The 25,741-nt window shown below is 39.3% G+C and carries 30 protein-coding genes; 28 read left to right on the forward strand and 2 right to left on the reverse strand.

All coding sequences use genetic code 11. The features are described 5' to 3' along the window. Positions 1-17: 17 nt before the first annotated feature. From WKT17_RS10765 to WKT17_RS10815, 11 genes are all read left to right on the forward strand, one after another. Complete coding sequence (locus tag WKT17_RS10765) at positions 18-188, forward strand: hypothetical protein (RefSeq protein ID WP_172674943.1); 171 nt, start codon at positions 18-20, stop codon at positions 186-188. A gap of 187 nt (positions 189-375) precedes the next feature. After that, complete coding sequence (locus tag WKT17_RS10770; protein ID WP_340272774.1) at positions 376-1,050, forward strand: CHC2 zinc finger domain-containing protein; 675 nt, start codon at positions 376-378, stop codon at positions 1,048-1,050. Further along, entirely contained in the window at positions 995-2,332 is a 1,338-nt protein-coding gene (locus tag WKT17_RS10775) for a VapE domain-containing protein (RefSeq protein ID WP_340272807.1), read from the forward strand. The genes WKT17_RS10770 and WKT17_RS10775 overlap by 56 nt, the downstream gene beginning before the upstream one ends. Positions 2,333-2,449: 117 nt before the next feature. Beyond that, a complete protein-coding gene (locus WKT17_RS10780; protein ID WP_117753950.1) occupies positions 2,450-2,677 on the forward strand; it encodes a DUF5348 domain-containing protein in 228 nt (75 codons plus the stop codon). 243 nt (positions 2,678-2,920) lie between these two features. After that, entirely contained in the window at positions 2,921-4,336 is a 1,416-nt protein-coding gene (locus tag WKT17_RS10785; protein ID WP_291682432.1) for a plasmid recombination protein, read from the forward strand. Between the two features lie 4 nt (positions 4,337-4,340). After that, positions 4,341-4,715: a TnpV protein gene (locus WKT17_RS10790; RefSeq protein ID WP_291682431.1), complete on the forward strand. Its 375-nt coding sequence runs from the start codon at positions 4,341-4,343 to the stop codon at positions 4,713-4,715. 137 nt (positions 4,716-4,852) lie between these two features. Further along, the gene (locus WKT17_RS10795; RefSeq protein WP_144125553.1) at positions 4,853-5,041 is read left to right on the forward strand and encodes a helix-turn-helix domain-containing protein; all 189 of its coding nucleotides are present in this window, start codon (positions 4,853-4,855) and stop codon (positions 5,039-5,041) included. A 53-nt stretch (positions 5,042-5,094) separates the two neighbouring features. Beyond that, the gene (locus WKT17_RS10800) at positions 5,095-6,150 is read left to right on the forward strand and encodes a DNA cytosine methyltransferase (protein ID WP_144125556.1); all 1,056 of its coding nucleotides are present in this window, start codon (positions 5,095-5,097) and stop codon (positions 6,148-6,150) included. After that, complete coding sequence (locus WKT17_RS10805; protein ID WP_291682428.1) at positions 6,137-7,519, forward strand: hypothetical protein; 1,383 nt, start codon at positions 6,137-6,139, stop codon at positions 7,517-7,519. The genes WKT17_RS10800 and WKT17_RS10805 overlap by 14 nt, the downstream gene beginning before the upstream one ends. Next, complete coding sequence (locus WKT17_RS10810) at positions 7,516-8,103, forward strand: hypothetical protein (RefSeq protein ID WP_055303844.1); 588 nt, start codon at positions 7,516-7,518, stop codon at positions 8,101-8,103. The genes WKT17_RS10805 and WKT17_RS10810 overlap by 4 nt, the downstream gene beginning before the upstream one ends. Before the next feature lie 399 nt (positions 8,104-8,502). Next, on the forward strand, positions 8,503-8,808 hold the full coding sequence (locus WKT17_RS10815; RefSeq protein ID WP_173749661.1) for a winged helix-turn-helix transcriptional regulator: 306 nt from the start codon (positions 8,503-8,505) through the stop codon (positions 8,806-8,808). Positions 8,809-8,827: 19 nt separating this feature from the next. On the opposite strand, the gene WKT17_RS10820 is transcribed toward WKT17_RS10815, so the two are convergent. Then, a complete protein-coding gene (locus WKT17_RS10820; RefSeq protein ID WP_173749662.1) occupies positions 8,828-9,481 on the reverse strand; it encodes a YesL family protein in 654 nt (217 codons plus the stop codon). A gap of 238 nt (positions 9,482-9,719) precedes the next feature. Here WKT17_RS10820 and WKT17_RS10825 point away from each other — a divergent pair, with 238 nt between their 5' ends. The 10 genes from WKT17_RS10825 (at position 9,720) to add (ending at position 20,875) form a co-directional block, all read left to right on the forward strand. Beyond that, complete coding sequence (locus tag WKT17_RS10825; RefSeq protein WP_173749663.1) at positions 9,720-10,694, forward strand: glycoside hydrolase family 43 protein; 975 nt, start codon at positions 9,720-9,722, stop codon at positions 10,692-10,694. 207 nt (positions 10,695-10,901) lie between these two features. Then, entirely contained in the window at positions 10,902-12,293 is a 1,392-nt protein-coding gene (locus WKT17_RS10830) for an ABC transporter substrate-binding protein (protein WP_173749664.1), read from the forward strand. Positions 12,294-12,382: 89 nt separating this feature from the next. Next, the gene (locus WKT17_RS10835) at positions 12,383-13,309 is read left to right on the forward strand and encodes a carbohydrate ABC transporter permease (RefSeq protein ID WP_173749665.1); all 927 of its coding nucleotides are present in this window, start codon (positions 12,383-12,385) and stop codon (positions 13,307-13,309) included. Between the two features lie 14 nt (positions 13,310-13,323). After that, entirely contained in the window at positions 13,324-14,193 is an 870-nt protein-coding gene (locus WKT17_RS10840) for a carbohydrate ABC transporter permease (RefSeq protein ID WP_173749666.1), read from the forward strand. An 11-nt stretch (positions 14,194-14,204) separates the two neighbouring features. Beyond that, the gene (locus WKT17_RS10845; RefSeq protein ID WP_294580455.1) at positions 14,205-15,560 is read left to right on the forward strand and encodes an arabinan endo-1,5-alpha-L-arabinosidase; all 1,356 of its coding nucleotides are present in this window, start codon (positions 14,205-14,207) and stop codon (positions 15,558-15,560) included. Between the two features lie 45 nt (positions 15,561-15,605). Then, complete coding sequence (locus tag WKT17_RS10850) at positions 15,606-16,526, forward strand: ArsR/SmtB family transcription factor (RefSeq protein WP_291682422.1); 921 nt, start codon at positions 15,606-15,608, stop codon at positions 16,524-16,526. Positions 16,527-16,611: 85 nt separating this feature from the next. Beyond that, positions 16,612-18,075, forward strand: a complete 1,464-nt coding sequence (locus WKT17_RS10855; RefSeq protein ID WP_340272790.1) for a glycoside hydrolase family 43 protein — start codon at positions 16,612-16,614, stop codon at positions 18,073-18,075. 16 nt (positions 18,076-18,091) lie between these two features. Continuing rightward, complete coding sequence (locus tag WKT17_RS10860; RefSeq protein ID WP_291682420.1) at positions 18,092-19,591, forward strand: alpha-N-arabinofuranosidase; 1,500 nt, start codon at positions 18,092-18,094, stop codon at positions 19,589-19,591. Between the two features lies 1 nt (position 19,592). Further along, positions 19,593-19,856: a DUF6171 family protein gene (locus WKT17_RS10865; protein WP_180211136.1), complete on the forward strand. Its 264-nt coding sequence runs from the start codon at positions 19,593-19,595 to the stop codon at positions 19,854-19,856. A 68-nt stretch (positions 19,857-19,924) separates the two neighbouring features. Continuing rightward, positions 19,925-20,875, forward strand: coding sequence for an adenosine deaminase (add, locus tag WKT17_RS10870; RefSeq protein ID WP_173749671.1), 951 nt, complete (start codon positions 19,925-19,927; stop codon positions 20,873-20,875). Positions 20,876-20,921: 46 nt separating this feature from the next. Here the strand turns inward: add and WKT17_RS10875 are convergent, their stop codons facing one another. After that, on the reverse strand, positions 20,922-21,416 hold the full coding sequence (locus WKT17_RS10875; protein ID WP_173749672.1) for a sporulation initiation factor Spo0A C-terminal domain-containing protein: 495 nt from the start codon (positions 21,414-21,416) through the stop codon (positions 20,922-20,924). A gap of 204 nt (positions 21,417-21,620) precedes the next feature. Here WKT17_RS10875 and WKT17_RS10880 point away from each other — a divergent pair, with 204 nt between their 5' ends. The 7 genes from WKT17_RS10880 (at position 21,621) to rplA (ending at position 25,447) form a co-directional block, all read left to right on the forward strand. Then, positions 21,621-21,995 carry a helix-turn-helix transcriptional regulator gene (locus WKT17_RS10880; protein WP_291683716.1) on the forward strand — a complete coding sequence of 125 codons (375 nt, stop codon included), beginning with the start codon at positions 21,621-21,623 and terminating at the stop codon, positions 21,993-21,995. A 308-nt stretch (positions 21,996-22,303) separates the two neighbouring features. Next, on the forward strand, positions 22,304-23,056 hold the full coding sequence (locus WKT17_RS10885) for a helix-turn-helix domain-containing protein (RefSeq protein WP_340272797.1): 753 nt from the start codon (positions 22,304-22,306) through the stop codon (positions 23,054-23,056). 194 nt (positions 23,057-23,250) lie between these two features. Then, positions 23,251-23,400, forward strand: a complete 150-nt coding sequence (rpmG, locus tag WKT17_RS10890) for a 50S ribosomal protein L33 (protein ID WP_111920707.1) — start codon at positions 23,251-23,253, stop codon at positions 23,398-23,400. 22 nt (positions 23,401-23,422) lie between these two features. After that, the gene (gene secE, locus WKT17_RS10895; protein ID WP_173749675.1) at positions 23,423-23,626 is read left to right on the forward strand and encodes a preprotein translocase subunit SecE; all 204 of its coding nucleotides are present in this window, start codon (positions 23,423-23,425) and stop codon (positions 23,624-23,626) included. A gap of 17 nt (positions 23,627-23,643) precedes the next feature. Then, positions 23,644-24,165, forward strand: coding sequence for a transcription termination/antitermination protein NusG (nusG, locus tag WKT17_RS10900; protein WP_173749676.1), 522 nt, complete (start codon positions 23,644-23,646; stop codon positions 24,163-24,165). Between the two features lie 93 nt (positions 24,166-24,258). Further along, positions 24,259-24,684, forward strand: a complete 426-nt coding sequence (gene rplK, locus WKT17_RS10905; protein WP_111920704.1) for a 50S ribosomal protein L11 — start codon at positions 24,259-24,261, stop codon at positions 24,682-24,684. A gap of 67 nt (positions 24,685-24,751) precedes the next feature. Next, positions 24,752-25,447, forward strand: a complete 696-nt coding sequence (gene rplA / locus WKT17_RS10910; protein ID WP_173749677.1) for a 50S ribosomal protein L1 — start codon at positions 24,752-24,754, stop codon at positions 25,445-25,447. Positions 25,448-25,741 lie beyond the last annotated feature (294 nt).

Genomic DNA, 25,741 nt, shown 5'->3' on the forward strand with positions numbered 1-25,741 from the left:
CGGAGGAAAAGAAGCAAATGAAAACAAAGAAAGTAGTCGGAAAAATATTTGATGCAATTAACTATAGTAAGAAGCTGAAAATAAGTTCCATTTTACCGGATTGGGATTCAGATTATGTGATTCTTCTTGAATTAGAGGACGGAAGCAAATTTGAAATCATTATTATTCCTACAAGGAGATTTGTGTAAGGAGCAAAAGCTATGACTACTGACAGACAAAAAGAAAAAGCCCAGATAAAATATCTGAGCAAGTTCTCTGATAATCAGATTCACTGATATACCATCTTGGCAGATTAAGTATATCACGAATTGAAAGATACAACAATTCCCGAATATCTGTTCATCGGAGACTTGCCCGGAGGGGCAGGAGGTAGAAGTGACATTATTTGAACAGGTAAAAGGATGTGTGACAGCGAGACAGGCTGCGGAGCATTACGGGATTAAAGTAAAGGGAAATGGAATGGCATGTTGTCCGTTTCATAAAGACCGACACCCAAGTATGAAGGCAGATAAAATCTATCATTGCTTTGCATGTGGAGTGGGTGGTGATGCAATAGATTTTACAGCAAGGTTATTTAGAATATCACAGTATGAAGCTGCGAAAAAGCTGATAGAAGATTTTGGACTGGATATAAAAGTCGAAGACAGAAACAAATACAAAAGGACGCACCAAAACAGGAATACTTTGATATCAAAGAAACCTAAAGTTGTGATGATCAGAGAAAAACTGGAGCAGTGGTTGAAACATGCAACAGACGTGCTGATCAGATATCTGAAATGGATTCAGTTTTGGAAAGAGTTTTACAGACCAGAACCAGAAGAAGAGTGGCACGAATTATTTACGGAGGCATTGGCAAATGAAAGAAAGATAAATGACTATCTGGACGTGCTGATGTTTGGAACAGGAGAAGAGATTGTAGAGTTTTTCAAGATGAAGAGAAGGGAGGTTGAAAAAATTGAAGAAAGAATTAACGAATATCAGCGAGAAGTCCTTAATGGAATTAGAAGATATTGTGAACGAGGAGATGCTTACAACAGAAGATGTCAATGATATGTTGGAGCATACGGATAAAGGAAGAACAAAGCAGACAATCAGAAATTGTGTAACCGTATTACAAAAAGATCCAGTGCTGAAAAAAGCGATTAAACGAAATGAACTTTCTGGAAGAATGGATATTGTAAAAGAGGTGCCATGGGAACGGAGAAATAGCAGTCCTACGGTTACAGATACTGATGAAAATAATTTGAAGATGTATCTGGAAGAAAATTATGAACTGACAAGTGAGCGTGTGATCAAAGCAGGAGTAGATATTGTTTCCAATGAAAATAAATATCACCCAATTAGGGATTATCTGGAGAGTCTGGTCTGGGACGGAATTCCAAGAATAGAAAATATGCTTCCACATTTTCTGGGAGCAGAAAAGAGCAAATATACAATCGGAGTAATGAAAATGCACATGCTGGCAGCGATTTCAAGAATTTATGAACCGGGAATAAAATATGATATTATGTTGTGTTTGGTTGGGAGTCAGGGAGCCGGAAAGTCCACATTTTTCAAATATCTAGCGATAAAAGAAGAATGGTTCAGCGACAATCTGGATCATTTGGATGATGAAAATATTTACAGAAAACTGCAAAATCACTGGATTATCGAAATGGGAGAAATGAAGGCAACTATCACAGCAAAGAATATTGAACAGATAAAATCGTTTCTGAGCAGACAGAAAGAAACTTATAAAGTACCTTATGAAGTTCACCCGGAAGACAGACCGAGACAGTGTGTATTTTGCGGTACTTCAAATGATCTGAATTTCCTTCCGCTGGACAGAACCGGAAACAGAAGATTTGCTCCGGTGATGACAGATATGTCGAAAGCAGAAGTTCATATTCTGGACAATGAGGCAGAGAGCAAAGCCTATATCGAACAGGCCTGGGCAGAGGCAATGGTACTGTATCGACAGGGAAATGTGTTCTTAGGATTTACAAAGGAAATTGAGGAAGAGGCAAAGCGTCTGCAGAAAGAATTTATGCCGGAAGATACCAATGCCGGAATCATACAGGCATTTCTTGATGACTACGATGACGATTATGTATGTACAAGAATTCTGTTCGATGAAGCGCTACATCGAACCGGAGAAATGAAACAGTGGGAAGGTAAAGAAATTGCCAATATTATGAACAATGCGATTGTAGGCTGGAAACCACATGGTACACATCGATTCGGAAAGGAATATGGAATACAGCGGTCATGGAAACGGATGGAAGATTCGGTGAAGAAAGATAAAGACGGATTTATAGAAGTACCGGAACAGTTGGAAATACCGTTTGAGTAAAGATTATTGTAAACGATGTAAACGGAACTTGAAGAAAAAACTTAAAACGTTAACTTTTAAAATCTTTTGAACTCCGTTTACAAATTCCGTTTACAGACTGGAAAGGAGCAGAAAATGATGAAACAGGGAAGATTAGGATATAACAGCAGCAATGGTAGATATGGATTATTAGCATCGGATTTATGGATTGATACAGGATTTCACTGTGGAGAAGGACTGGAAGTGTTGGTAGATGATGAATGGGTACAGACCAGAATGGAGATGAATCTGGCAAGAGAATGGTATCTGGTGGGAACGCCTTATTGTGGAGATTTGGAATATGTGCAGGCGAGGATACCAGAATAAACAGATCTATGATCCACTTCGGTCGGTGCAGAACAGACGTCCATAAGGACGTTATGCCCCCGGCAGGGCGCAAGGGGACTTTTGATGGACGGTACGGCTGTCGAAAGTGCTTTTGCGTTACTTTTGACAAAAGTAACAAAACCGCCGTATCCGGCGAAAGTTTCTTAAATATCGCCATGTCTGGCGTAAATAAAAATTATGTGCCATATCTGGCACGCAAACAGAAAAGAGGTGAGAAAATTTATGATGAAACGAACAATCAGTGGCATGATCGGAGCCGGTTCACTGGCTCATAACAGACGGGATTTTGTAGCAGAAAATGTGGATCCGGACAGAGTACAACTGAACATTTGTTATAAGAATGAGAATCTGAAGGAAGTTTATAAAGAGCTGTTTGACGATGCGGTTGAGAGATATAATGTCGGAAAAAGAAAGGACCGGCAGATTGCAAATTATTATGAAAAAATCCGACAGGGCAAACAGGAGAAGTTGTTCCATGAAGTGATCTTCCAGATAGGAAATCGTGAGGATATGGCAGTGGGAACATCAGAAGGAAATCTTGCTGTAAAGATACTGGACGAATATGTGAAAGACTTCCAGAAGCGGAATCCGACACTTCGGGTATTTAGCTGCTATCTGCATCAGGACGAAGCTACTCCGCATCTGCATATTGACTTTGTTCCTTATGTGACCAACTGGAAGGGAAAAGGAATGGATACCAGAGTTTCACTGAAACAGGCATTGAAAAGTCTTGGATTTCAAGGTGGAAATAAGCATGATACAGAACTGAACCAGTGGATAAATCATGAAAAAGAAGTGCTGGCAGAAATTGCAATGCAGCATGGAATTGAATGGGAGCAGAAAGGTACACATGAAGAGCATCTGGATGTTTACAATTTCAAAAAGAAAGAACGTAAGAAGGAAGTGCAGGAACTGGAACAGAAAAAAGAAAATCTGACAGCAGAGAATGAAGGCCTGACTTCTCAGATTGCGGACGCAAGGGCAGATATTAAGCTACTGGAAGAAGAAAAAATTCAGTTCCAGAAAGATAAAGAGATAGCGGAAAAACGTGCGGAGAAAGCAGAAACGGAATTGAAAAAACTGGAGGACAGAAGAGAATTCCTGCAACCAGTGATGGATAATGTCAGTAAGGAAATAAAAGAATATGGAATGATTAAAACATTTCTGCCGGAAGCTACAGCATTGGAACGTGCGGTAACTTACCGGGATAAGAAAATAAAACCATTATTCATTGAAATGAAAAACAAAATCGGTGCGATGGCTGCACAGGTGAAAGAACTCACAAGAGAAAGAGATAGTTGGAAAAGTAAGTTTCAGAAGAAAAAGCAAGAGCATGAAAAAACAAAAAAGGAACTGGCAGAGGTTCAGAAAGATTATCAGAAATTGTCTGGTGAGAAAGAAATACTGCAGGGAATTGCAGACAGATATAACCGACTTTTACGCATGTTGGGGAAAGATATGGTAGAACGACTGGTGCAGGACGATATCCGGATGCAGATGGAACTTGAAGCGAAAAAACAGAAAGAGCAGATGCCGAAAAAAATAGGTGACCGTATACAATGGGCAAGAGAACGAAGTGAAGAACACAATGCAAAAATTAAGAAGAATAAAGCAAAGTACAGAGGAATGGAGTTGTAAGAATATGAAGAAACAGATTTATGATGAAAAGAACGGACTGAGCTACACATTGCATGGAGATTATTATCTGCCGGATCTGGAAATCAATGAGGAAGAACCTACATATGGGAAATATGGAATAATGCGAAAACAGTTTCTGAAGGAACACCGGAGTGCCAGGTATCAGTATCTGGTACTGACCGGGAAATTGACGGAGCATTTGAATCAGGTTGATAAAGAAGTAAGAGAAAAAGTTGAGATGCTGATGGAACAGATGGCTGAACAGTGGGGAGTGACGGAAGAACTGAAGATGCAGGACCAGATGGAATGGGTGAGGAGGATGAATAATATTAAGAGTGTTGCGGAAGAAATGGTATTAAGGAAGTTTATATATGCGTAAATATTTTACAAAATTAAAAAACGTATTATATAAAAAAGATGCGAACAAATGTTCTGAAAACATTGACTTTGTTCTGCATTTGGTATAAAATAGGCAAGTAATAAAAACAAATGAAAAGATATATATAAAGGGGAAAAATGGATTATTTAAGCACAAAACAGGTAAGTGAAAAATGGAGTGTATCTGTTAGGAGAATTTTAAAACTATGTGAAGATGGACGTATTAAGGGAGCAATAAAAATTGCAGGAGTATGGTTACTGCCGGAGGCAGTAGAGAAACCTACCGATGCAAGAATAAAAAGTGGAAAATATATAAAAGAAAAGTAACTACAGACCTGAATAAATTTAATAATTGTGATGAAAAGAAAGAGGATGATTTAATGGCAAAAGTAGAAAACAAACCTAAAATGGTTTCATTATTTTCAGGCTGTGGAGGGCTTGATTTGGGATTTGAAACGGCAGGATTTAATATTATATGGGCAAATGACTTTGATAGTGATGCTCAAGCTGTTTATAAATTGAATTTTGGGAAAATTGATGGAAGAGATATATTAGATGTTAGTGAGGATGAGATTCCAGATTGTGATATATTAACGGCGGGATTCCCATGCCAACCTTTTTCAAGTGCTGGAAATAGAAAAGGGGTTCATGATTCCAGAGGTATGTTGTATAAAGAATGTTTACGAATTATTGAAAAAAAGATGCCAAAAGTAATTGTTTTTGAAAATGTACGAGGACTTTTATCTACAAAATATATTGATGGAAGAAAATTAGTGGATGTAATTGTTGAAGACTTGTCCACAATGAATAATGTAGGATATAATGTAGATTATAAATTGATTAATGCATCAGATTATGGAGTACCACAAAACAGACAAAGAGTTTTGTTTGTAGGAATCAGAAAGGATTTAGGAATCAATTTCGCTTTCCCAGAAAAACAAGAAAAAAAAGGTTTAACATTAGAAAATATATTAGATATACCACAGGGGGTGAAAAACCAAGTAGATTGGCCGTTATCACCGCAGGCATTAGAAATGATAACGTATATTCCAGAAGGCGGATCCTGGAAAGACGTTCCCTATGAACATTTAGCACCAAGATTTAAAAAAATAAGGGATAATATGAAGAAATATCATTCACCCAATTTTTACAGAAGATTTGCACGTAATGAAATATGTGGCACAATGACAGCTTCTGCACAACCTGAAAATTGTGGAATTGTACATCCTACAGAAAATAGAAGATTTACAATAAGAGAGGTTGCACGTATTCAAACATTTCCTGATGATTTCATATTTATTGATGATACTGCAAGAAATATAACAGCAATGTATAAAGTTTTAGGGAATGCAGTTCCTGTTAAAATGGCAAATGCGATTGCCTTAGCAATTAAACAACAAGTTTTCAAAGGAGATGCAAATAATGAATACAGATAAAGCATATATTTTGGGATTGGTTATAGGTGGAGGTGTTTGGGGAAATGCCGAAGATGTATTTAGAATTAGATTACCATTTAAACAATGGGGATCATATGAAGTGAATCCTAAAAGAGCAGGTGATATATCACGTGATGTTATGAAAATGGTTAGTCCTTTATTTAAAGCAATTTATAACATTTCTGTTTCATATGATACATCTGCGAGTGGAGTCTGGAATATTTTGTGTGAAGGAGATTTAAGCACTTTAAAAGAAGAGTTGGAGAACTATGGAATTAAATGTGAAGGTGAAGTCAGAAAGACTGCTAATATTAATAATATAGTTCCTGAATTAGTAGATGATAATTTAAAACGGCGTTTTATTGCAGGTTTGGCAGATACAATAGGAAGTACAAAACAAACTCATAGAAGGTTTAATGACGATAAACAAATGGTTTCTTTTGAAATATCAGGTTTTGAATTTGATTTTGTGTGTTCCTTATGTAAACTGCTACATAGCATAAACTGCTATCCTGATCAGATCCTTTGGAATCATCCGAATTTTCACTGTGGTAGTAATCCATATGATAGGAAATGGAAAAAAGGATTTAAATTAAGAGTATTCTTGGATCAATATGAGAAGTTTGGAGCATTTGCATTTGTGTCCAAAGCTCTATCAGCAAAAGAGAATCAGGCGTTGGAAAAGAGTAAAAACCAAGGAATTCCATGCAATGAGCGTGAGATTAAAATGCCATCTGTTACATGTGTTCATTGCGAAGAAAATAGTGAACTTTTACCAGAAAATATTCGTGGCGGACATTATTTGCATAATCGTCATGTATGTGCGGTTTTACAATGTGAACATGCACCATATGGCGAGGTGCAAAAATTAATTGATAAAGCTGAATATTGTATAAATCCATTCCCAGTATTAGTTAAGGCAACAGGCGAAGAGATTGATGAAATTATAGAAGCGGATCCATTATTAAAAAATCGCAGTTACCAAACGAGAAATGTGAAGATATCGGATTTATATGGACTGGCTGACAATAAACTTATGTATGGGAAAAGCGGAGAAAGTGGATATCCAGTAAAGAAAATAAAGTTAGCATTAGCATATTTGATTGCGGCAAAAACAGATCAGTTAAATGGTTCCCGTCCTAAAGGAAGCAAAGATAAGGTTATTAAGAATTATTTGGAAAATCATCCAGATAGTGAAGTGTTGATGTTTGTTCCGGAGATACTGACACCAATGATTATAAGAATGGGGGCATATGCAACATTGATTGGTCCGAACAATCCGAAGGTATATAAAAAATTAATTCAAAATTGTCCAGAGAATCGGTACAAAATTAAAATTCGGAAAATAACAGAGGAAGACTTGAAATGAAAAAGAATGAAGTTGCCCATTATCCGGAAATAATGTCATTTATTGAATCACAGTTATTAAGTAATTTTAGATCAGCAGGGATTGATGATATTAGCATTTTTTGGAAAAGTGGAGAATTAACATCAAAAATTAAAGAATTGATATATGAATATCCAGAAAAATGTAAATGTCTCGAAGAATACAGCAATATAATGTCACCATTAAATCTTGATATATTCTGTGTAGTTACTAATGGAAAAAAATTTGAAATAGTAATTCTTGAAATAAAACTTAGAGAAACAGTCGGATTAAACCAATGGTCACAATTAATTGGATATAATCTTGTTTCAAATGCTAAATACGGGTTGCTTATAAATATAAATGCAGGAGCCAGTGAGAGGCTAAAAAGAATATTAACGTTTGATGTTGATACATCAAGAATAGTACGAAAGAAAGCTGATGGGACTGAAATAGAACATTTATTAGGCTTTATGCAGTGGAATACAGTAACACAAAATTTTGAATATACTAATTTGGGAGAGATTAATTCATTATCAGCTTTGAGTACAGCTTTAATTAAACAGTTTGAATCAGATATTGTGTAATAGGAAATTTAAAATGGTTATACGAGAGGGGCAATATACAATAACTGTGATAACACTATGATAACAAAATCTCCAAAAACCATACGGACAAAGTGGAAAATGCGGATTTTTCCATACAAATCACACGAAAAATCACCATTTGCACACCGCAATACATCGGTCTGATATCGCGAGGGTGGTAGAACTGTAGGTTCAGGTCGTGTTGCTACAGTAATCGAGTAATTATTGATTAGAACCAACTAAAATATAGAGTATCGGAAGATACATTGTGTCCAAGCGTAAGATGCCCCGGAACCGTAAGGTTTCCGGGGTTTTTCTGTTGGGGGAAAAAGGTGAGATGTTTGTATGATAAAAATGGATGGGAGATGGGGAAGAATTTGATGTATAAGAGGTATTGAAATGAAGCAATTATTTGAAATAGATCCGACAATGGAAGAACGCTTTGGGCAATGTCCATATGCAACATTGTCTGTTCAATTAAAAACATTGGTAGAGAATGGACTGGTAGAGGGAAAGCAATATGAGTCAATTCCACCCAAAGTAGAATATTCTTTAACGAAAATAGGAAAGAAATTTCATTCGGTAATAGAAACATTGCAAAACTGGGGACAAGATTATATTGAATTTTTAAAAACAAAAAACTATAGAGTACAGCGAAAATTTTGCTGTATAGCGAAGAAAATGGGGCAGTCATGCATATCATGACATGCCCCATTTCTGTGTGTTAATAGAAGGTTTTTCCGGAAGCTTCCAAATCCTGTTCTAATTCCTCGGGTACATATTTTCTGAAGATATAAATGAAAATATTTGAGGTTAAATATGCTGTAAGTCCAATTCCGCAGCATAGGAATAACCCCATAAATGGCGGAAAAGAGAAGCCAAGCAGCACAATGGTGGCATAAATCATAAGTAAAAGCAAAGAGTAGAAAAAATGGCGGATAGACATAAGTAAAGCGTTTTTGATATTATTAAAGATTTTGTTTTCAAATTTTGCCTGTACCGGAAAAATATACAGAGCCAGCAGAATAAAAGGAATCAGAAACACAGAGCAACTGATTAACATTATCCGGCCCATGGTGTTTTGCAGGGCCATACTGATTCGGATGTCCAGAAAAAATAAAAGACTTACAGCAGCCAGTCCCAGCCAGAGAATGGTAGATTGGCGAAAATTTTGTCGGAAAGCCTTGCGGAAATTCTGTGATACATAACCTTCTCCTGTTCGGATACGTTTCATACAACTGTAATAAAGCGCAGTAGTGGAAGCGCCTATGGTTATCAAGGGCAGGCTGTAAAGAATCCAAAGTATATGCAAAGTTACCACATCTGCCACGAAATAGAGAAAACGGGAAAATGCGCTGTTATAGGAAAACAAATTCATATAAACATCTCCTTCAAAGTTTTGTCAGATTCTTCATGTACGAATACACGGGTTTTGTCAATTTCATTTAAATTATTATAACGTTTTTTTTCTTGGATAGAAAGTGTAATTTTAGACAAAAAACTTTAGTTAAAACTGTAATATTTTAATAAAAACTAAATTAAATATTGCGGGAAGTAAAAAAGTAGTGTAGACTGAAGCGTATGAAAATAAAACCTGTGTATGAGGGAGAATGAATATGAACAAAAATAATTTTAAAAAGACAAGTTACAATCAACCATTTATTGAACAGAGAGCAGACCCTTATGTGTATAAACACACAGATGGGATGTATTATTTCACTGCGTCTGTTCCGGAATATAACAAAATCATACTGCGCAGGTCAGATACCATTGAGGGGCTGAAGGAGGCCGAAGAACACGTTCTTTGGAGAAAACACGAAAAAGGACCTCAGAGTATTCATATATGGGCGCCGGAAATCCATTACATCTATGGTGGCTGGTATATTTATTATGCAGCCGGGGACGCGGCAGATATCTGGGAAATTCGCCCGTATGTACTGCACTGCAAAGGGCAGAATCCATTAGAAGATGAATGGGAGGAGCTGGGGATGATGCAGGCTGCCGATGGGGATGAGTTTTCCTTTCATGCCTTTTCTCTGGATGCAACAGTTTTTCAGCATAAGGGGGAATATTATTGGGTATGGGCGGAAAAGACCGGAGTTGGCAAGCAGATTTCCAATTTGTATATTGCGAAACTGGCGGCCCCGAATAAACTTGCGACGGTTCAAGTGCTTTTGACGACGCCCGACTATGCCTGGGAAAGAGAAGGCTTCTGGGTGAATGAAGGGCCGGCCGTGTTAAAACATGGAGACAGAATTTATATGACGTTTTCGGCCAGCGCTACGGGAGCCTGCTACTGTATGGGGCTGTTGTATGCTCATGAGGATGCGGATTTGCTTGACCCTCATGTATGGACAAAACTGAAAAGACCGGTTTTGCAAACAGACACAGAGAAAGGAATTTATGGACCGGGTCACAATTCCTTTGTAAAGGCGGAAGATGGAGTGACGGATTTGTGTATTTATCATGCGAGACAGTATGATGAAATACAGGGAGATTCTTTGTATGACCCAAATCGTCATGCCATGATTATGAAAGTAAACTATGATGAAAAAGGCTTTCCTGTATTTTCTTACGATACGATGTCATAAAACATATACTTTTGTAAAATCTAAAATATTATAGAATTATAGTTGAAATTGCATAAAATAATGGGTGCGGAATTGTGAAATAAAGAGAAAGTGTGGTATATGTTTAGTTAAATATAAAAAACTATTGAAAAAACTAAAAAATAGTGGTATTATTTCAGCAATTAGTAAATAAGGTATTGGAAAATATTACCTAGGGAGGAAAAGATTATGAAGGCAAAAAAAATTCTGGCTGCAGGACTTGCAGTAACCACGTTGGCATCAACTGCCTTAACCGGATGTGGAAATTCCGATTCTTCTGAAACGGCAGATGGAAAAAAGAATTTATCTGTTTTTATCTTTGCCAATGACCATGAGTCAAAAGTGTACAAGGATATGATTAAGAAGTTTGAGGAAGACCACAAAGATACGATTGGAAAAGTGGATATTCAGATTACTACACAGGAAGAATATAGTAAGACATTAACAGGAATGATGACAGCGGGGGATTTGCCGGACGTATTCTATGTGGGACCTGAGGCCGTAGAACAATATGTGGAAAATGGTTATATTGCAGATTTGCAGCCAATTTTGGATGAGAAAGGAATCAGTACAGACGGACTTGTGGCGCAGGAGGCATTAAACAGCTATAGATACGATGGAGAAAAGACCGGTTCCGGTGATTTGTATGCACTTCCGAAAGATGCCTCTGTATTTGCCTATGCTTACAACAAAGACATTTTTGATGAAGCAGGTATTCCATATCCGGATCCTGAAAATCCATATACCTATGAAGAGTTTGTAGATGTATGCCAGAAACTTACAAAAGATACAGACGGAGATGGGGAAATCGACCAGTGGGGCTGTGGTATGGCCAATGCCTTTATGCTTCAACAGTATGTATGGTCAAACGGAGCTTCCTATTTATCTGACGATTATAAAACAGTAAATATTGATACTCCGGAGTTTAAAGAGGCTTTACAGAAATATGTAGACTTGACATTAAAGTATAAAGTAACACCTACCGTAGAGCAGGACGCTTCTCTTGGTGTATATCAGAGATGGCTGGCAGGACAGGAAGCTTTCTATGCATGTGGAACATGGGATGTGGCCGCTTTTATGGATAAAGAAACTTTCCCGTTCAACTGGGATTTGTGTGCGTTCCCGACTTTGTCAACAGGAAAAACTATGACCTGGCTTGGAACCGTTGGGTTCTGTGTATCTGAAAACAGCAAAAATAAAGAGGAAGCAGCAGAACTGATTTCTTATCTGTGTACAGATGAAGATGGACAGAAAGAACTTTCCGGTATTACAGGCGGAGAATCGATTCAGCTTCCCAATATTAAAAGCCTTGCAGATGGAGAATTTGTAGATGCAATTAACAGTGGAACACTTCAGTTCCCATCTAATGTAAATGTATTTTTTAATTATCTGAACGGAACAGACAAATATGAGGGAAGATTTCAGGAAACAACTTATACACCAAATGCAGAATGGAATGATATCTTCCTGGAAGGTTTGGATAATGTAAAAAATGACTCTATGACGGTGGATGAATACATAGAGCAGGTAGCACCGAAAATGCAGGAATCTCTTGATGAGGCCTGGGAAAGCGTAGAATAAGGCTGCAAGTGAGAAGCGCTCCTGTATAGGGATTTGTAAGAAAATATCCGTTATACAGGAGGCTTTTCTTTGTTTGGAGGGATAGAGTTATGAGCAGAACAAAAGTAAAACCAATCAAGAGAAAAATGAGCAAAGCTGCTTTTAAGGAGCACTGCTGGGGACTGGCCTTTGTATCACCGCCTTTTATTGGATTCTGTATTTTTATGGCATTTCCGATTGTGTTCGCATTTGTAGCGAGTTTGACAAAATGGAACGGTATGAACCAGATGCTGGATAACTTTGTGGGCTTGGACAATTACATTAAATTACTGGGAGATGAGAAGTTCTGGAAGGTACTGCTGAACACAGTGATTTATATGATAGGTATTCCTGTTGGCATGATACTGGCGTTGGTGATTGCGGTAGGAATGAACCGAAAAATAAAGGGAATTAAGATTCTTCGTACGTTATACTATGTACCGGTTGTATCTTCCCTGGTTGCGGTAGCTATTCTGTGGATGTGGGTTTTCAACTATGACTATGGTCTGCTGAATAGTATTATCAAAGCTGTTACAGGCGCTCATGGTCCTAATTGGCTGGGAGATGAATTTTGGGTAAAAGTATCCATGATTATTTTTATGGTATGGAAAGGTCTGGGTGGTTCCATTATTTTGTATCTGGCAGGTCTGCAGAGTATTCCGAGAGATTATTATGAGGCTGCTAAAATTGATGGCGCTAATGGCCTGAAGCTGTTTCGCTATATTACCATGCCTTTGGTATCTCCGGTTACTTTTTATTTGTTGATTACAGGTCTGATTGGTGGTTTCCAGGTTTTTGTAGAAGTGCTGGTTATGGTTCCGAACGGAGGCTTAAACTACAGTGCTGCAACCGTTGTATTCTATCTCTATGATAAGGCCTTTGGCAATAACCAGATGGGATATGGTTCTGCAATGGCATTTATTCTGGCAATCTTTATCTTTATCATTACGGCAATTAACTTTAAGGCCCAGGATAAATGGGTAAAGACCATTGAATAGGAGGGGAAAAGAAAATGGCTAAATTAGATGAAAAAAGTTCTGAAGTGAAAACGAAAAAAGCAAAAATAGTAGACAGGATTGTTTTTACTCTCCTTTTGATAGGCGCTATTGCCATGGTATTTCCGCTGATTTATATGCTTCTGAGTTCCTTTATGACAAAAAATCAGATTTTGTCTGCAAACTTCAGTATTATTCCGAATCCGTGGAAGTTTGGAAAGTATGCAGAGGTGCTGCAGAAACCGGAATTTATGAGAGGTCTTAGAAATACGCTGATAGTAGCTATGCCAGTATTGATAGTTGGCGGATTTACTTCTTCTTTGGCGGCGTTTTCTTTCAGCAAGCTGAAATTTAAAGGGAAAGATGGAATTTTTCTGGGATTGCTGGCAACTATGATGATACCGTTTGCGGTCGTTATGATACCCCAGTATGTGATGTTTACAAAGATGGGATGGACAAACAGTCTTCTGCCTCTGATTATTCCAGGGCTTTTTGGAAATGTCAGTATTATTTTCTTTTTGCGGCAGAATCTGACCAGCGTTCCGGATTCTATGGTGGAGGCTGCTAAAATTGATGGCTGTGGTTATTTTAAAATGTATTATAAAATTTTTCTTCCTTTGATGAAGGGGGCATTAATGACACAGATTATTTTGTGGTTCATGGGAATCTGGAATGATTATCTGGCACCGACTATTTTTATTCAGGATGAACAGTGGTTTACTCTGCAGGTGGTTATCCGGTCCTTTAATGCTTATTATGCAGTAAACAGCGATTACCCGCTGATTATGGCAGCTTCTGTTTTAGCAATCCTGCCAACGCTGCTTTTGTTCTTTTTCTTCCAGAGATACATTATTGAATCCATGGCAGTTACTGGTGTAAAAGGATGAGGTGTGTTTCTGTGTATGGAGAAAATGAAGGGGAAGTACAAGGTGTTCTTAGCCTGAACGAGACAAATGTGTATCAAAATCCAGTGGTATGGTCCCACGACCCGTCTATGATGTGGGATCCTGTAACCAAACTGTATTATTCCTATAGCACAGATATTTACAGACCTGAAGAGGGATTAAGAGAAAAAATAGGAATTCCGGTGCGCAGTTCCAGGGATTTAATACATTTTACTTATGAGGGAATCGTACTTTCGGAAAAGGCTATACGGGAAGGGCGGGATAATGGGGATTTTCCGCCTACGGAAGGTTTTTGGGCGCCTTATGTGGAGTATGTAAAAGGAGAATATCGAATGTATTATTCTGCAACGAAAGCCTTTGGCAGTTCGGAATCCCGCATATGGCTGGCTGTAGCCAGGCATCCTCTGGGGCCTTTTGAGAATAGAGGGGTTGTGGCAGATACCTGGGGAACGGATAATACTTATCCAAATGCAATTGATGCACATGTGGTATGGGATGAACACCGGTGTTATTTGGTCTATGGCTCCTTTTTCGGAGGAATCTATATAAAAGCTCTAGATCCGTCTACGGGATTATCCGCAGATGGTAACCCGAAAAGTTTCGGAAAGTGTATTTCCAGACGAGGAAAAGGATTTTCAAAAGACGGACCGGAAGGTGCTTCCATTATATATATGCCTGAAAACGGTTGGTTTTATCTGTTTCAGTCTTATGGCTGGCTGGGAGACGATTACGATATTCGGGTAGGGAGAAGCAGAAATGTGACCGGCCCTTATCTGGACTTTTGTGGAAAGAGTCTGAAAGAAGAAAGCATGGGAATTCAGATTGCAGGGAGTTATAGGTTTGAAGCTGGAAATCCTAATGCAGGGATAAATGGGAATTCATGGAAATGGAATGGATTTCGAGGTCCGGGGCATGGCGTGCCCTTTTATGACGAAAGGCGGAACAGATATTTTTTTGTGCATCATGTAAGAGATGGTGCTGAAATATACAGAGACTATGACGAAGAGGAAAAGCGTGCCAGTTATCAGGTGCATTACATGATGGTACGCACAATGGCACTGATAAATGACTGGCCTGTTTTTCTGCCCGAACCGTACCAGGGAGAGGAGAGGAAAATTCCTGTTTCTGAAGCTCCCGGTGGATATTGGGAAATTTTATATTTCCGGGAAGATGGAAAAGAAATCCAGCGCTCAGAAAAGGTTCTGATAGCGGATTTTTGTAAGCACTTTGAAAACTCTATAGTTTATGAATGCAGAGATTTTGAGAATGGAAAAAAAACGGTAGTTATGTCGGGAATTGATAAATCCGGTCTTGCATATTGGGGAAAATTCATGTATAGTATAGTTTAGATAGGTCTAAAATTTTTAAGGTTATCTGGAAAGTGGGAAGAAGCAATGTTACATATTAAGAGCTTAGATGAGGGTCTTGAGATATTCAAGGCATTGGGGTCAGAAGTCAGAATTAATATTGTCAAACTGCTGCTGGAAAACCGAGAGATGAATATGAATGAACTTGCATCCAGCTTGGGCATTACGAATGGTGCATTGACCAGCCATATTAAGAAACTTGAAGAGACGGGCATAATTAAAGTCATTACAGAACATGGCAGACATGGGAATCAGAAGCTGTGCAGAGTCGATGTGGATAAGATTCTGGTGGAAGTAGAGGGCAAAGAGGCGGAAGATGAAAACAATATCTATAACACGGAAGTGAGGGTTGGACATTATTCTGATTATGAAATTTATCCGACCTGCGGTTTAGCCACAGACACGGCTTTGGTAGGGGAAGTTGATGATCCAAGATATTTTGCTCATCCGGACAGAATTAAAGCAAGAATTCTCTGGTTTACAAAGGGTTATATTGAATATATTATACCCAATCTTTTGCCCAGTGCAACAAAGATAGAACAAATTACCCTTTCTCTCGAAATTAGTTCAGAGGCGCCGGGAGTCAACAGCGACTGGCCTTCCGATATTTCTTTTTACTTAAATGATGAGAAAATCGGAACCTGGACAAGTCCGGGAGATTATGGCGATGTCCGGGGAATTTTCACTCCGGATTGGTGGTTCCCGAATTGGAATCAATATGGACTTTTGAAAATGATTGTAATTAATAAGAAAGGAACTTTTGTAGATGGATTAAAAATATCGGATATTAATATCCGAAAATTTAATCTGGATTATAAGAGTACCATCCGATTTAAGTTCCAGATTGAAGAAGATGCTAAAAATGTAGGCGGCATCACAATTTTCGGCAGTGGATTCGGAAATTACAATCAGGACATTAAGGTTCGGATTGCATATAGTCAAATGTAAAGAAGATAGAAGCGGCTCAATATTCTGCATTATAAGCAGAGTTGAGTCGTTTTGTTTTGTATCTGCGGGAGTAAAAGGAGGTAGCATGAAGAAAAAAGCAATTTTATATCTGACAATGACCCTGTGTGTTGGCATGGCTGGCTGTGGACAAAAAGAAAAGTTAAAGGCAGATAAAGCTTTCGAGAAAGAATTTAAAGAGGTATCTGTTCATGACCCGTCGGTTGTGCAGGGAGATGATGGAAGTTATTATATTTTTGGTTCTCATCTGGCAGTAGCGAAAACCGATGATTTTATGAATTGGGAATATGTGAATCAGGGAGTGAAGAATGATAATTCCGTTATCCCGGATGTGTATCTGAATATGAAAGAGGCATTTGAATGGTCTCACAGCAATACGTTCTGGGCTCCGGATGTGGCAAAGCTGGCAGACGGGAAATTTCATTTGTATTATTGTAACTGTCAAGGAGATGCCCCGGTTTCCTGTCTCGGAACAGCGGTTTCTGACACAGTAGCAGGTCCATATATTAACGAGGGGCTGATGTTGAAATCCGGAATGGGTGCAGAAGAAAAAGACGAGGATGGTAATTTGTATCAGGCAACCACGGACCCTAATACGGTAGACCCATGTATCTTTTATGACGCAGAGGGAAAACTCTGGATGGTTTACGGTTCTTATTCGGGCGGAATTTTCATAAAAGAAATGAATCCGGAAACGGGTCTGCCCCTGGAAACAGGCTATGGGAAAAAACTATTGGGCGGCAATCATCTTAGGATAGAGGCGCCGTACATTATATATAATGAAGAAACAGGATATTATTACATGTTTCTTTCCTTTGGAGGATTGGATTCTACCGGAGGATATAACATCCGGGTGTGCAGGTCTGAAAATCCAGACGGTCCCTATGTTGACTCCATGGGACAGGAAATGGAGGATTGTAAAGGGGCAGCAGGGACATCTTTTAGTGATGCAACAGCAGCTTTGTATGGCACGAAGTTAATGGGTGGCTATAAGTTTTTATGGAAAGAAGGCGAAGAGGGAGAGGAAAGGGAAGGATACCTTTCGCCAGGACATAATTCTTGTATTTATCAGGAAGAGACAGACCGATATTTCATTATTTATCACACCAGATTTGAGAACAGGGGTGAAGAACATGAGGTTCGCGTACACCAAATGTTTTTCAATGAAGATGGCTGGCCGGTGATTGCGCCTTACCGATATACAGAGGAATCTTTGAAAGAATATACAAAGGAAGAACTTGCAGGAAATTATAAATTTATCAATCATGGCAGAGAGATTTCGGCAGATATGGCAGAATCAGATGAAATTCAACTTTGCACGGATGGAAAGATAAAGGGGGCGGCAGAAGGCACCTGGAATCTCAAAAAGGATTGTAAGATAGAGCTGGAGCTTGATGGAAAAAGTTATAAAGGTGTTTATTTAAAGCAATGGGACGAGGACGGCAAAAAGTATGTTATGACGTTTACTGCCCTGTGCAGTGAAACAGGAGTGTCTGTCTGGGGAAGTGGCCTTAACGCAATAGAAGAGTAGAAAAGGAGAAAAGCACATGGCAAGACTTGTAATTAACACAAAAAAGAAAGTAAGCAAAATCAACAAAGAAATTTACGGACATTTTTCGGAACATCTGGGAAGATGTATCTACGAAGGGATTTATGTGGGAGAAGACTCCCCTATTGAGAATGTCAATGGCATGAGATGTGATGTGGTGGAGGCCCTGAAGGAAATGAAAGTGCCTGTTCTGCGCTGGCCGGGCGGCTGCTTTGCGGATGAATATCACTGGAAAGACGGTATAGGACCGAAAGAAACAAGGAAAAAGATGATTAATACTCACTGGGGCGGAGTGGTAGAGGACAACAGTTTCGGAACCCATGAATTTTTTGAATTGTGTGAGCAACTTGGCTGCGAAACCTATATCAATGGAAATCTGGGAAGCGGTACGGTTCAGGAAATGTCCGAATGGGTAGAATACATGACTTTTGAAGGCGTTTCTCCTATGGCAGAGCTTCGTGCAAAGAACGGACACGAGAAACCGTGGAAAGTAGATTTTTTTGGTGTGGGAAATGAAAGCTGGGGCTGCGGCGGCAATATGAATCCGGATTTTTATGCCAATGAATACCGCAGATACCAGACTTTTATCAGAGATTATAAGGCAGGAGAGCATATTGAGAAAATTTGCTGTGGTGCAAATGTAGATGATTATGAATGGACAAAAGAGGTTCTGGATACCTGTTTTCGTCATTCTCTTCCTTTCCAGCATGGTTTTATGGACGGGCTTTCTCTGCACTATTATGTGCACCCGGAAGGATGGGATGTGAAAGGAAGTGCTACAGATTTTGACGAAACAGTATGGTACAAAACCTTAAATAAGGCTTTGTATATGGAGGAATTGATTCAGCGTCACGGGGCTATTATGGATACTTATGACCCAGAGAAAAAAATCGGCATGATTGTAGATGAGTGGGGAACTTGGTATACCTGCGAACCTGGCACAAATCCAGGATTTCTTTATCAGCAGAATACCATGCGTGACGCTCTGGTGGCAGGAATTACCCTGAATATTTTTAATAAACACAGCGACAGGGTGAAAATGGCAAACCTGGCTCAGATGGTCAATGTTCTGCAGTCAGTGCTTTTGACAGAAGGTGAAAAGATGGTGAAAACACCAACTTATCATATTTTTAATATGTATAAACATCACCAGGATGCAGAACTTCTGGACAGCCATATGGAGACGAAAACCATTGGCACAGGAGAGTGGAATGTGCCGAATCTGACAGAATCTGTTTCTGTGGCAGAAGATGGTACGCTGCATATTACACTTACAAATCTGTCTTTGGAAGAGGATTATGAAATTGATACCACCATATTGGATAAAGCAGTATCACAGGTGCGGGGAGAAATCGTCACAGGAGAAATGCATGCGAAGAATACCTTTGAAGAGCCGGAGACTGTAACAGTGGAAACCTTTGATAAAGCAGAGCTTACAGAGGGAGGATTGAAATTTACAATCCCAAAATGCAGTGTGGTACATTTAGAGGTGAGATAAAATGCCGGATAATATCCAGAGGATATGTAAGAAATGCCTTCTGCGGGATATGGAGGAAAAAGAATATTTCGCAAACATGTACGCTTATATTGATAATCTGTCCAAGGAGGATAAGGTGTCAGAGGCGGAATACCAGAGCAGGCTGGAGTTGTGCAGAAACTGTGAGAATTTGATTTCCGGGATGTGCAGAATATGCGGCTGTTATGTTGAAATGCGTGCGGCTATGAAAGTACGTCATTGTCCGGGCATAAAACCGAAATGGTAGTAAAAAAGTGCAAATCGTGTTACAGTATATATTAAGAAAAGTGTGAGCAGAAAACAGGAGGAACTGTTATGAGCTTTTTACAGGAATTACAAAAATATGATTTGCACTGTCATCTGGACGGCTCGCTTTCTGTGGATTGTATTCGTACCATGGCAGAACAGGTAGGGATTTCTCTGGAAGAAAAAAATCTCAAGGAGCGTCTTTTGGCTGATTTTAACTGCAAAAGTCTGGCGGAGTATCTGACGAAGTTTGATTTGCCTCTGGAATGTCTTGTGACAGAGGAGAATTTTACTGAGGCGGTAAAAGATGTCATGAAAACTGCTGCTGCAGAACGGGTGGTATATATAGAAATCCGTTTTGCACCCATGCTTTCTGTGAGAGAAGGGTTGTCTCTTCGCCAGATTATAGAAGGAGCTCTAAAAGGATTGAAGCAGGGGGAAGAAGCGTATAGCATAAGGGGGAATTTGATTCTTTGCGGTATGCGCCACATGCCTTGGGAGAAAAATGTGGAATTGGTAAAGGCAGCAAAGGAATATTATGGTCATGGTGTCTGCGCCGTGGATTTGGCGGGAGACGAGGCCGCCTTTCCGGTAAGGCAGCAGGCGGTCATGTTCCAGACTGCGAAAGAGCTAGGTATTCCCTTTACCATTCATGCAGGGGAATGTCAAAATGCCCAGAGTATTTGGGACGCCTTGGAACTGGGCGCTTCCAGAATCGGACACGGAATCGCAGCTAGAAAAGACCCCAGGCTGATGGAATACTGTGTACAGCACAAAATCCCTTTTGAGATGTGTCCGGTAAGCAATCTCCAGACAAAAGCAGTACAAAGTATGGAAGAGTATCCATTGTTTCTGTTTTTGAAAAAAGGAATACCGGTTACCATAAACACGGATAATCGAACTGTGAGCAATACAAGTATTACAAGGGAACTTCAAATGATACAGGAATACTACGGATGTGCAGATGAAGTTTTGGAAACTTTGATGAAACATGCAAGAGATGCTGCCTTCTCCAGTTAGGAGAAAGGCAGTATTTTTTAATGCTGTCTGTCGCCTGCAAGAGATATTAATAAAGTCCAAGGAGCTGGTCAACGGTTTCGGGATTCTTTCTGGTGGATTCGATTAGTTTAAAAAGGTAAGAACTCATTTCAGCAGAAACTTTGTCTACGGCTTCCTGATAAATCTGCTGTTTGTAAATACAATTTTGCATAGTACATCCGTTTTCGGGAATATGATGCCGTTTTTCTTTTTGTTTTAATCTCAGATAAAGTGTTCTCAGCAAGTTAGAATTTTGGGTGTTTACTAAATCCAGGTATTGTTCTACGACTTCACGATTTCCTTTGGTTGTGGCGGTTTCAAAGGCATGCCGTATGGCTCGCTCTACACTTGAAGCGGTAGTGCCTCTTTTCTTTGCGATATCGGCATACAGAGAGCAGATTTTTCCATTGCTGTAATAGGTATCGGTGTCAAAGAGTTCCAAGGCGTCATAAATATAGGTAAAACCTTTTACGCCTGCCGGTATGCCAATTTCTAATAAAATGTCAACGATGTCATTTCTCATTTTTCTGAGTCGTCCTTTCTATGGGTATTCATTACTAAACATTAAAATGGAACATGATATGTATGAAATGTAAAATGTCTCAATGAGACAATTATATGTCTTTTTGCGACGTATGTCAACATAAATTTGTTGACAACAAAACAGATATCCATTACTATAGTTAGGTCACTATACAAAAAATACATTAAAGGGGTATTGACAAATTTGAAAAACAGAATAAAAGCAATTCGGAAGAATGCCGGAATGACGCAGCAGCAGTTTGCAAACCGAATCGGCGTTTCCAGGAATACGATTGCTACCTATGAAACCAGTGTACGGGTTCCGATTGAAGCAGTGCTTCTGTCCATATGCAGAGAGTTTGGAGTGAATGAAGAATGGCTGCGTACAGGTGAAGGTGAGATGTATATAGACATTACACCGGATTTGGAATTGTCCAGGTGGTTCGGGCAGCTCTTAAGAGAAGAAGACAACTCATTTCAGAAGAAATTCCTGCTTATGCTGTCTAAACTGACAGAAGAAGAATGGAATTCTCTTCAGAAAGTGGCGACGCTGCTTTTTTCAAGCAGTGTACAGAATTAAAGGGATTGGGTCAGGGATTTGATAAACTCATAGATGCATTTCATCTGATGATAATTTGCTCTTTGAAGTAAGTCGATGATTTGATGTTTGATGTCCATATCTTTCACCCACAATATGTAACTTTGCCATATCCTTAAGCTATATTTACAGTTTACGTTATATTGCAGGAAAAGTCAATGCATTTTTTACAGGAAGTTTGATGAAAAACATTGTTTTTACAAGAAAATTGTAGTATGATTTTTTCTATAAACAACTTCTATTATAATATAGAAAGGAACAAGTAAAAAGCGGATTTGCGGGAGGCTACTATGGGGATTGGGGAAAGGGTTCGCAAGCGCAGGGTGGAATTGGGACTTACAAGGAACGAACTGGCGGAAAAATTACATGTTACACCCTCCGCTGTTGCAAACTATGAAAATAATATCAGTGTTCCGAAGCCGGAACTTCTGATTTCATTGATGAAAAACCTGGGAACAGATGCAAATTACTTATACGCAGATTATATTTCGGACGACTTGATTGAGAAGAATTATAAAAAGAATATGAGTGAGGAGGAGCAGGCATCTGTCAGAAAATATCGGGAACTTACGGAAAATGGAAAACGTCTTGTGCGAATTGTGATAAACGAAGAATATGAGCGCATGATGTCACAGCGCTGGATTATGCTGGAATGTTATTTTCCGGGAAGCAGGAAGCGGAATGCGGGATTTCTTCTGCAGGAATACGCAGGGAAAATCCGGGCCAGAGAGAAAAATATTCCAGAGGGGACAGATTATTGTTTTCAGATTCAGATTGACAGATATGAACCGGTGTTTCAAAAACAGGATATTCTTGCTGTATCCTCTGCGGCTGCTGCGCACAATGAAATAGGTATATTCTGCTTTCGGGGCGTTTGTTATATACGCACGCTTTACCGTAAGGGCAGTGTCTGTAAATTGCGAGCGCTTAATGTTATGGAGCCGGACATTGTTGTAGAAAAAGAAGAGGAGCTTTGCTGTCTGGGCGAAATTCTGGGAAAAGTCTATGGGGAGTACGAAATCCTGCATCCTGAGAAAGAATAACTTGACAAAGACCTTCGTCTATGTTACGCTTACAAAGCGACAATGGAAGCAGGTCTTTTTTTTGTGCGTAATTTTCAGAAGGATTCTGATAGACTACATATGAAAAGAGGTATCTGGTCGCGGTAACAAGACGTTGCATAATGACAGCCCTGTGAAGCTGTCAGCGATAAAAGACACATGGAGGTGGAGAAGTCGTGCGCGTAAAAATCACATTGGCATGTACGGAATGTAAACAGCGTAACTACAACATGACAAAGGAAAAAAAGAATCATCCGGAACGTTTGGAGACAAAGAAATACTGCAAATTCTGTAAAGCTCATACATTACACAAAGAAACCAAATAATCAGGTTTAAGAGGGTGAATTTATGGAAGCAGAAAAAAAGCAGAAAGCTCCAAAAAAGAACTGGACCAAAGGACTTCAGGCAGAATTTAAAAAAATAGTCTGGCCTGATAAGCAGACTCTTGTAAAGCAGACCGTTGCGGTAGTGTCTATCACTGCTGTACTGGGGGTTTTCATTGCTGTTATCGACAGCGGGATTCTGCAGCTGCTGAACTTAATTATTAAGTAAGGACAAGGTGAATTAGAATGTCAGAAGCAAATTGGTATGTTGTTCATACCTATTCAGGGTATGAAAACAAGGTAAAAGCCAACATTGATAAGACAATAGAGAACAGACACCTGGAGGACCAGATTTTAGAAGTCCGTGTACCTATGGAGGACGTAGTGGAACTGAAGAACGGCGAGAAAAAGCAGGTTCAGAAGAAGATGTTTCCCGGTTATGTCCTGATTCATATGGTAATGAATGATGACACATGGTATGTTGTAAGAAACACCCGCGGTGTTACAGGATTTGTTGGTCCGGGTTCAAAGCCGGTTCCGCTGACGGAAAAGGAAATTGACGCTCTCGGCATTTCAATGGTCAGAGAAGTGGAAGTTGACTTTGAAGAAGGCGACAGTGTTGTTGTCACAGGCGGTGTTTGGAAAGATACTGTGGGCGTTGTTCAGAGTATTAACGAAGCAAAACAGATTGTGACAATCAGTGTTGAGCTGTTTGGCCGCGAAACGCCGGTAGAAATAAGTTTCGCAGAAGTAAAGAGTCTTTCATAAGACAAAACAGTAAACAGTATGCAAGGGTCATAATGTCACATGGCTCGTGGGAGGGACATTCCCGCAATTACCACATTATAGGAGGTGCCGAAAATGGCAAAGAAAGTAACAGGTTACATTAAATTACAGATTCCTGCTGGAAAGGCAACACCAGCACCACCAGTTGGTCCTGCTTTAGGTCAGCACGGTGTAAACATTGTACAGTTTACAAAAGAATTTAACGCAAGAACAGCAGACAAAGGAGATTTAATCATCCCTGTTGTTATTACAGTATATGCGGACAGAAGCTTCAGCTTCATTACAAAAACTCCGCCGGCTGCAGTTTTATTAAAGAAAGCTTGCAACATCAAATCTGGTTCAGGCGTTCCAAACAAAACAAAAGTAGCTACAATTTCTAAAGCGAAAATCCAGGAAATTGCAGAAATGAAAATGCCGGACTTAAATGCAGCATCCTTAGAGGCAGCTATGAGCATGATTGCCGGAACTGCAAGAAGTATGGGTATTACAGTAGAAGAATAATTAGTTTTGTGACTATCAACAAACGTGGGAGGGACATTCCCGCAATTACCACTAGGAGGTTATTTATATGAAACGCGGAAAAAAATACGCAGAGGCTGCAAAAGCAGTTGACCGTACAAATTTATACGACCCAGCAGAGGCCATTTCTTTAGTAAAGAAAACAGCCGTAGCTAAATTTGACGAAACAATCGAAGTTCATATCAGAACAGGCTGTGATGGACGTCATGCAGAACAGCAGATTCGTGGTGCAGTTGTACTGCCTCACGGAACAGGTAAGACTGTTCGCGTATTAGTATTTGCTAAGAACGCAAAAGCTGACGAAGCACAGGCAGCAGGTGCAGACTTCGTAGGAGCTGAGGATTTAATTCCGAAGATTCAGAACGAAGGATGGTTAGACTTTGACGTTGTTGTTGCTACACCGGATATGATGGGCGTTGTTGGACGTCTGGGACGTGTTCTCGGACCTAAAGGCTTAATGCCAAACCCAAAAGCTGGTACAGTAACTATGGACGTTGCTAAAGCTATCCAGGATATCAAAGCTGGTAAGATTGAATATCGTCTTGATAAAACAAATATCATTCACGTGCCAATCGGAAAAGCTTCTTTCACAGAGGAGCAGTTAGCGGACAACTTCCAGACGCTTATGGGAGCTATCAACAAGGCTAGACCAAGCGCGTTAAAAGGTGTGTTCTTAAAGAGCGTATCTCTGGCTTCCACAATGGGACCAAGCGTAAAGGTTAATCCTGTTAAATTAGCTCAGTAATAGATGAAATAGAAAACCCCGGTGTGGAGTTATATCCATGCCGGGGTTTTTGCGGCTTTAGAAAGCGGAATTTCACAAGTGAAAACCCTCCCAGGCAGGTGGGGTTCAATATTTTAAAGGTTCAATTAATTATATTATAAAACTATCTATATTCGATTATTCATATCTAAAAAGAAAATCCCTAAATTTAAAAGTTTATATAGAAGATAATGATTATGAAAAATAATAATGTGAAATGGACGAAAAGATTTCAAAAACTTTAAGGATAAGTGATGTTTATCTATGAAAAACAGA

Origin of the sequence: Blautia sp. HCN-20427, assembly GCF_037890365.1 — a bacterium.
Classification (GTDB): domain Bacteria; phylum Bacillota; class Clostridia; order Lachnospirales; family Lachnospiraceae; genus Blautia.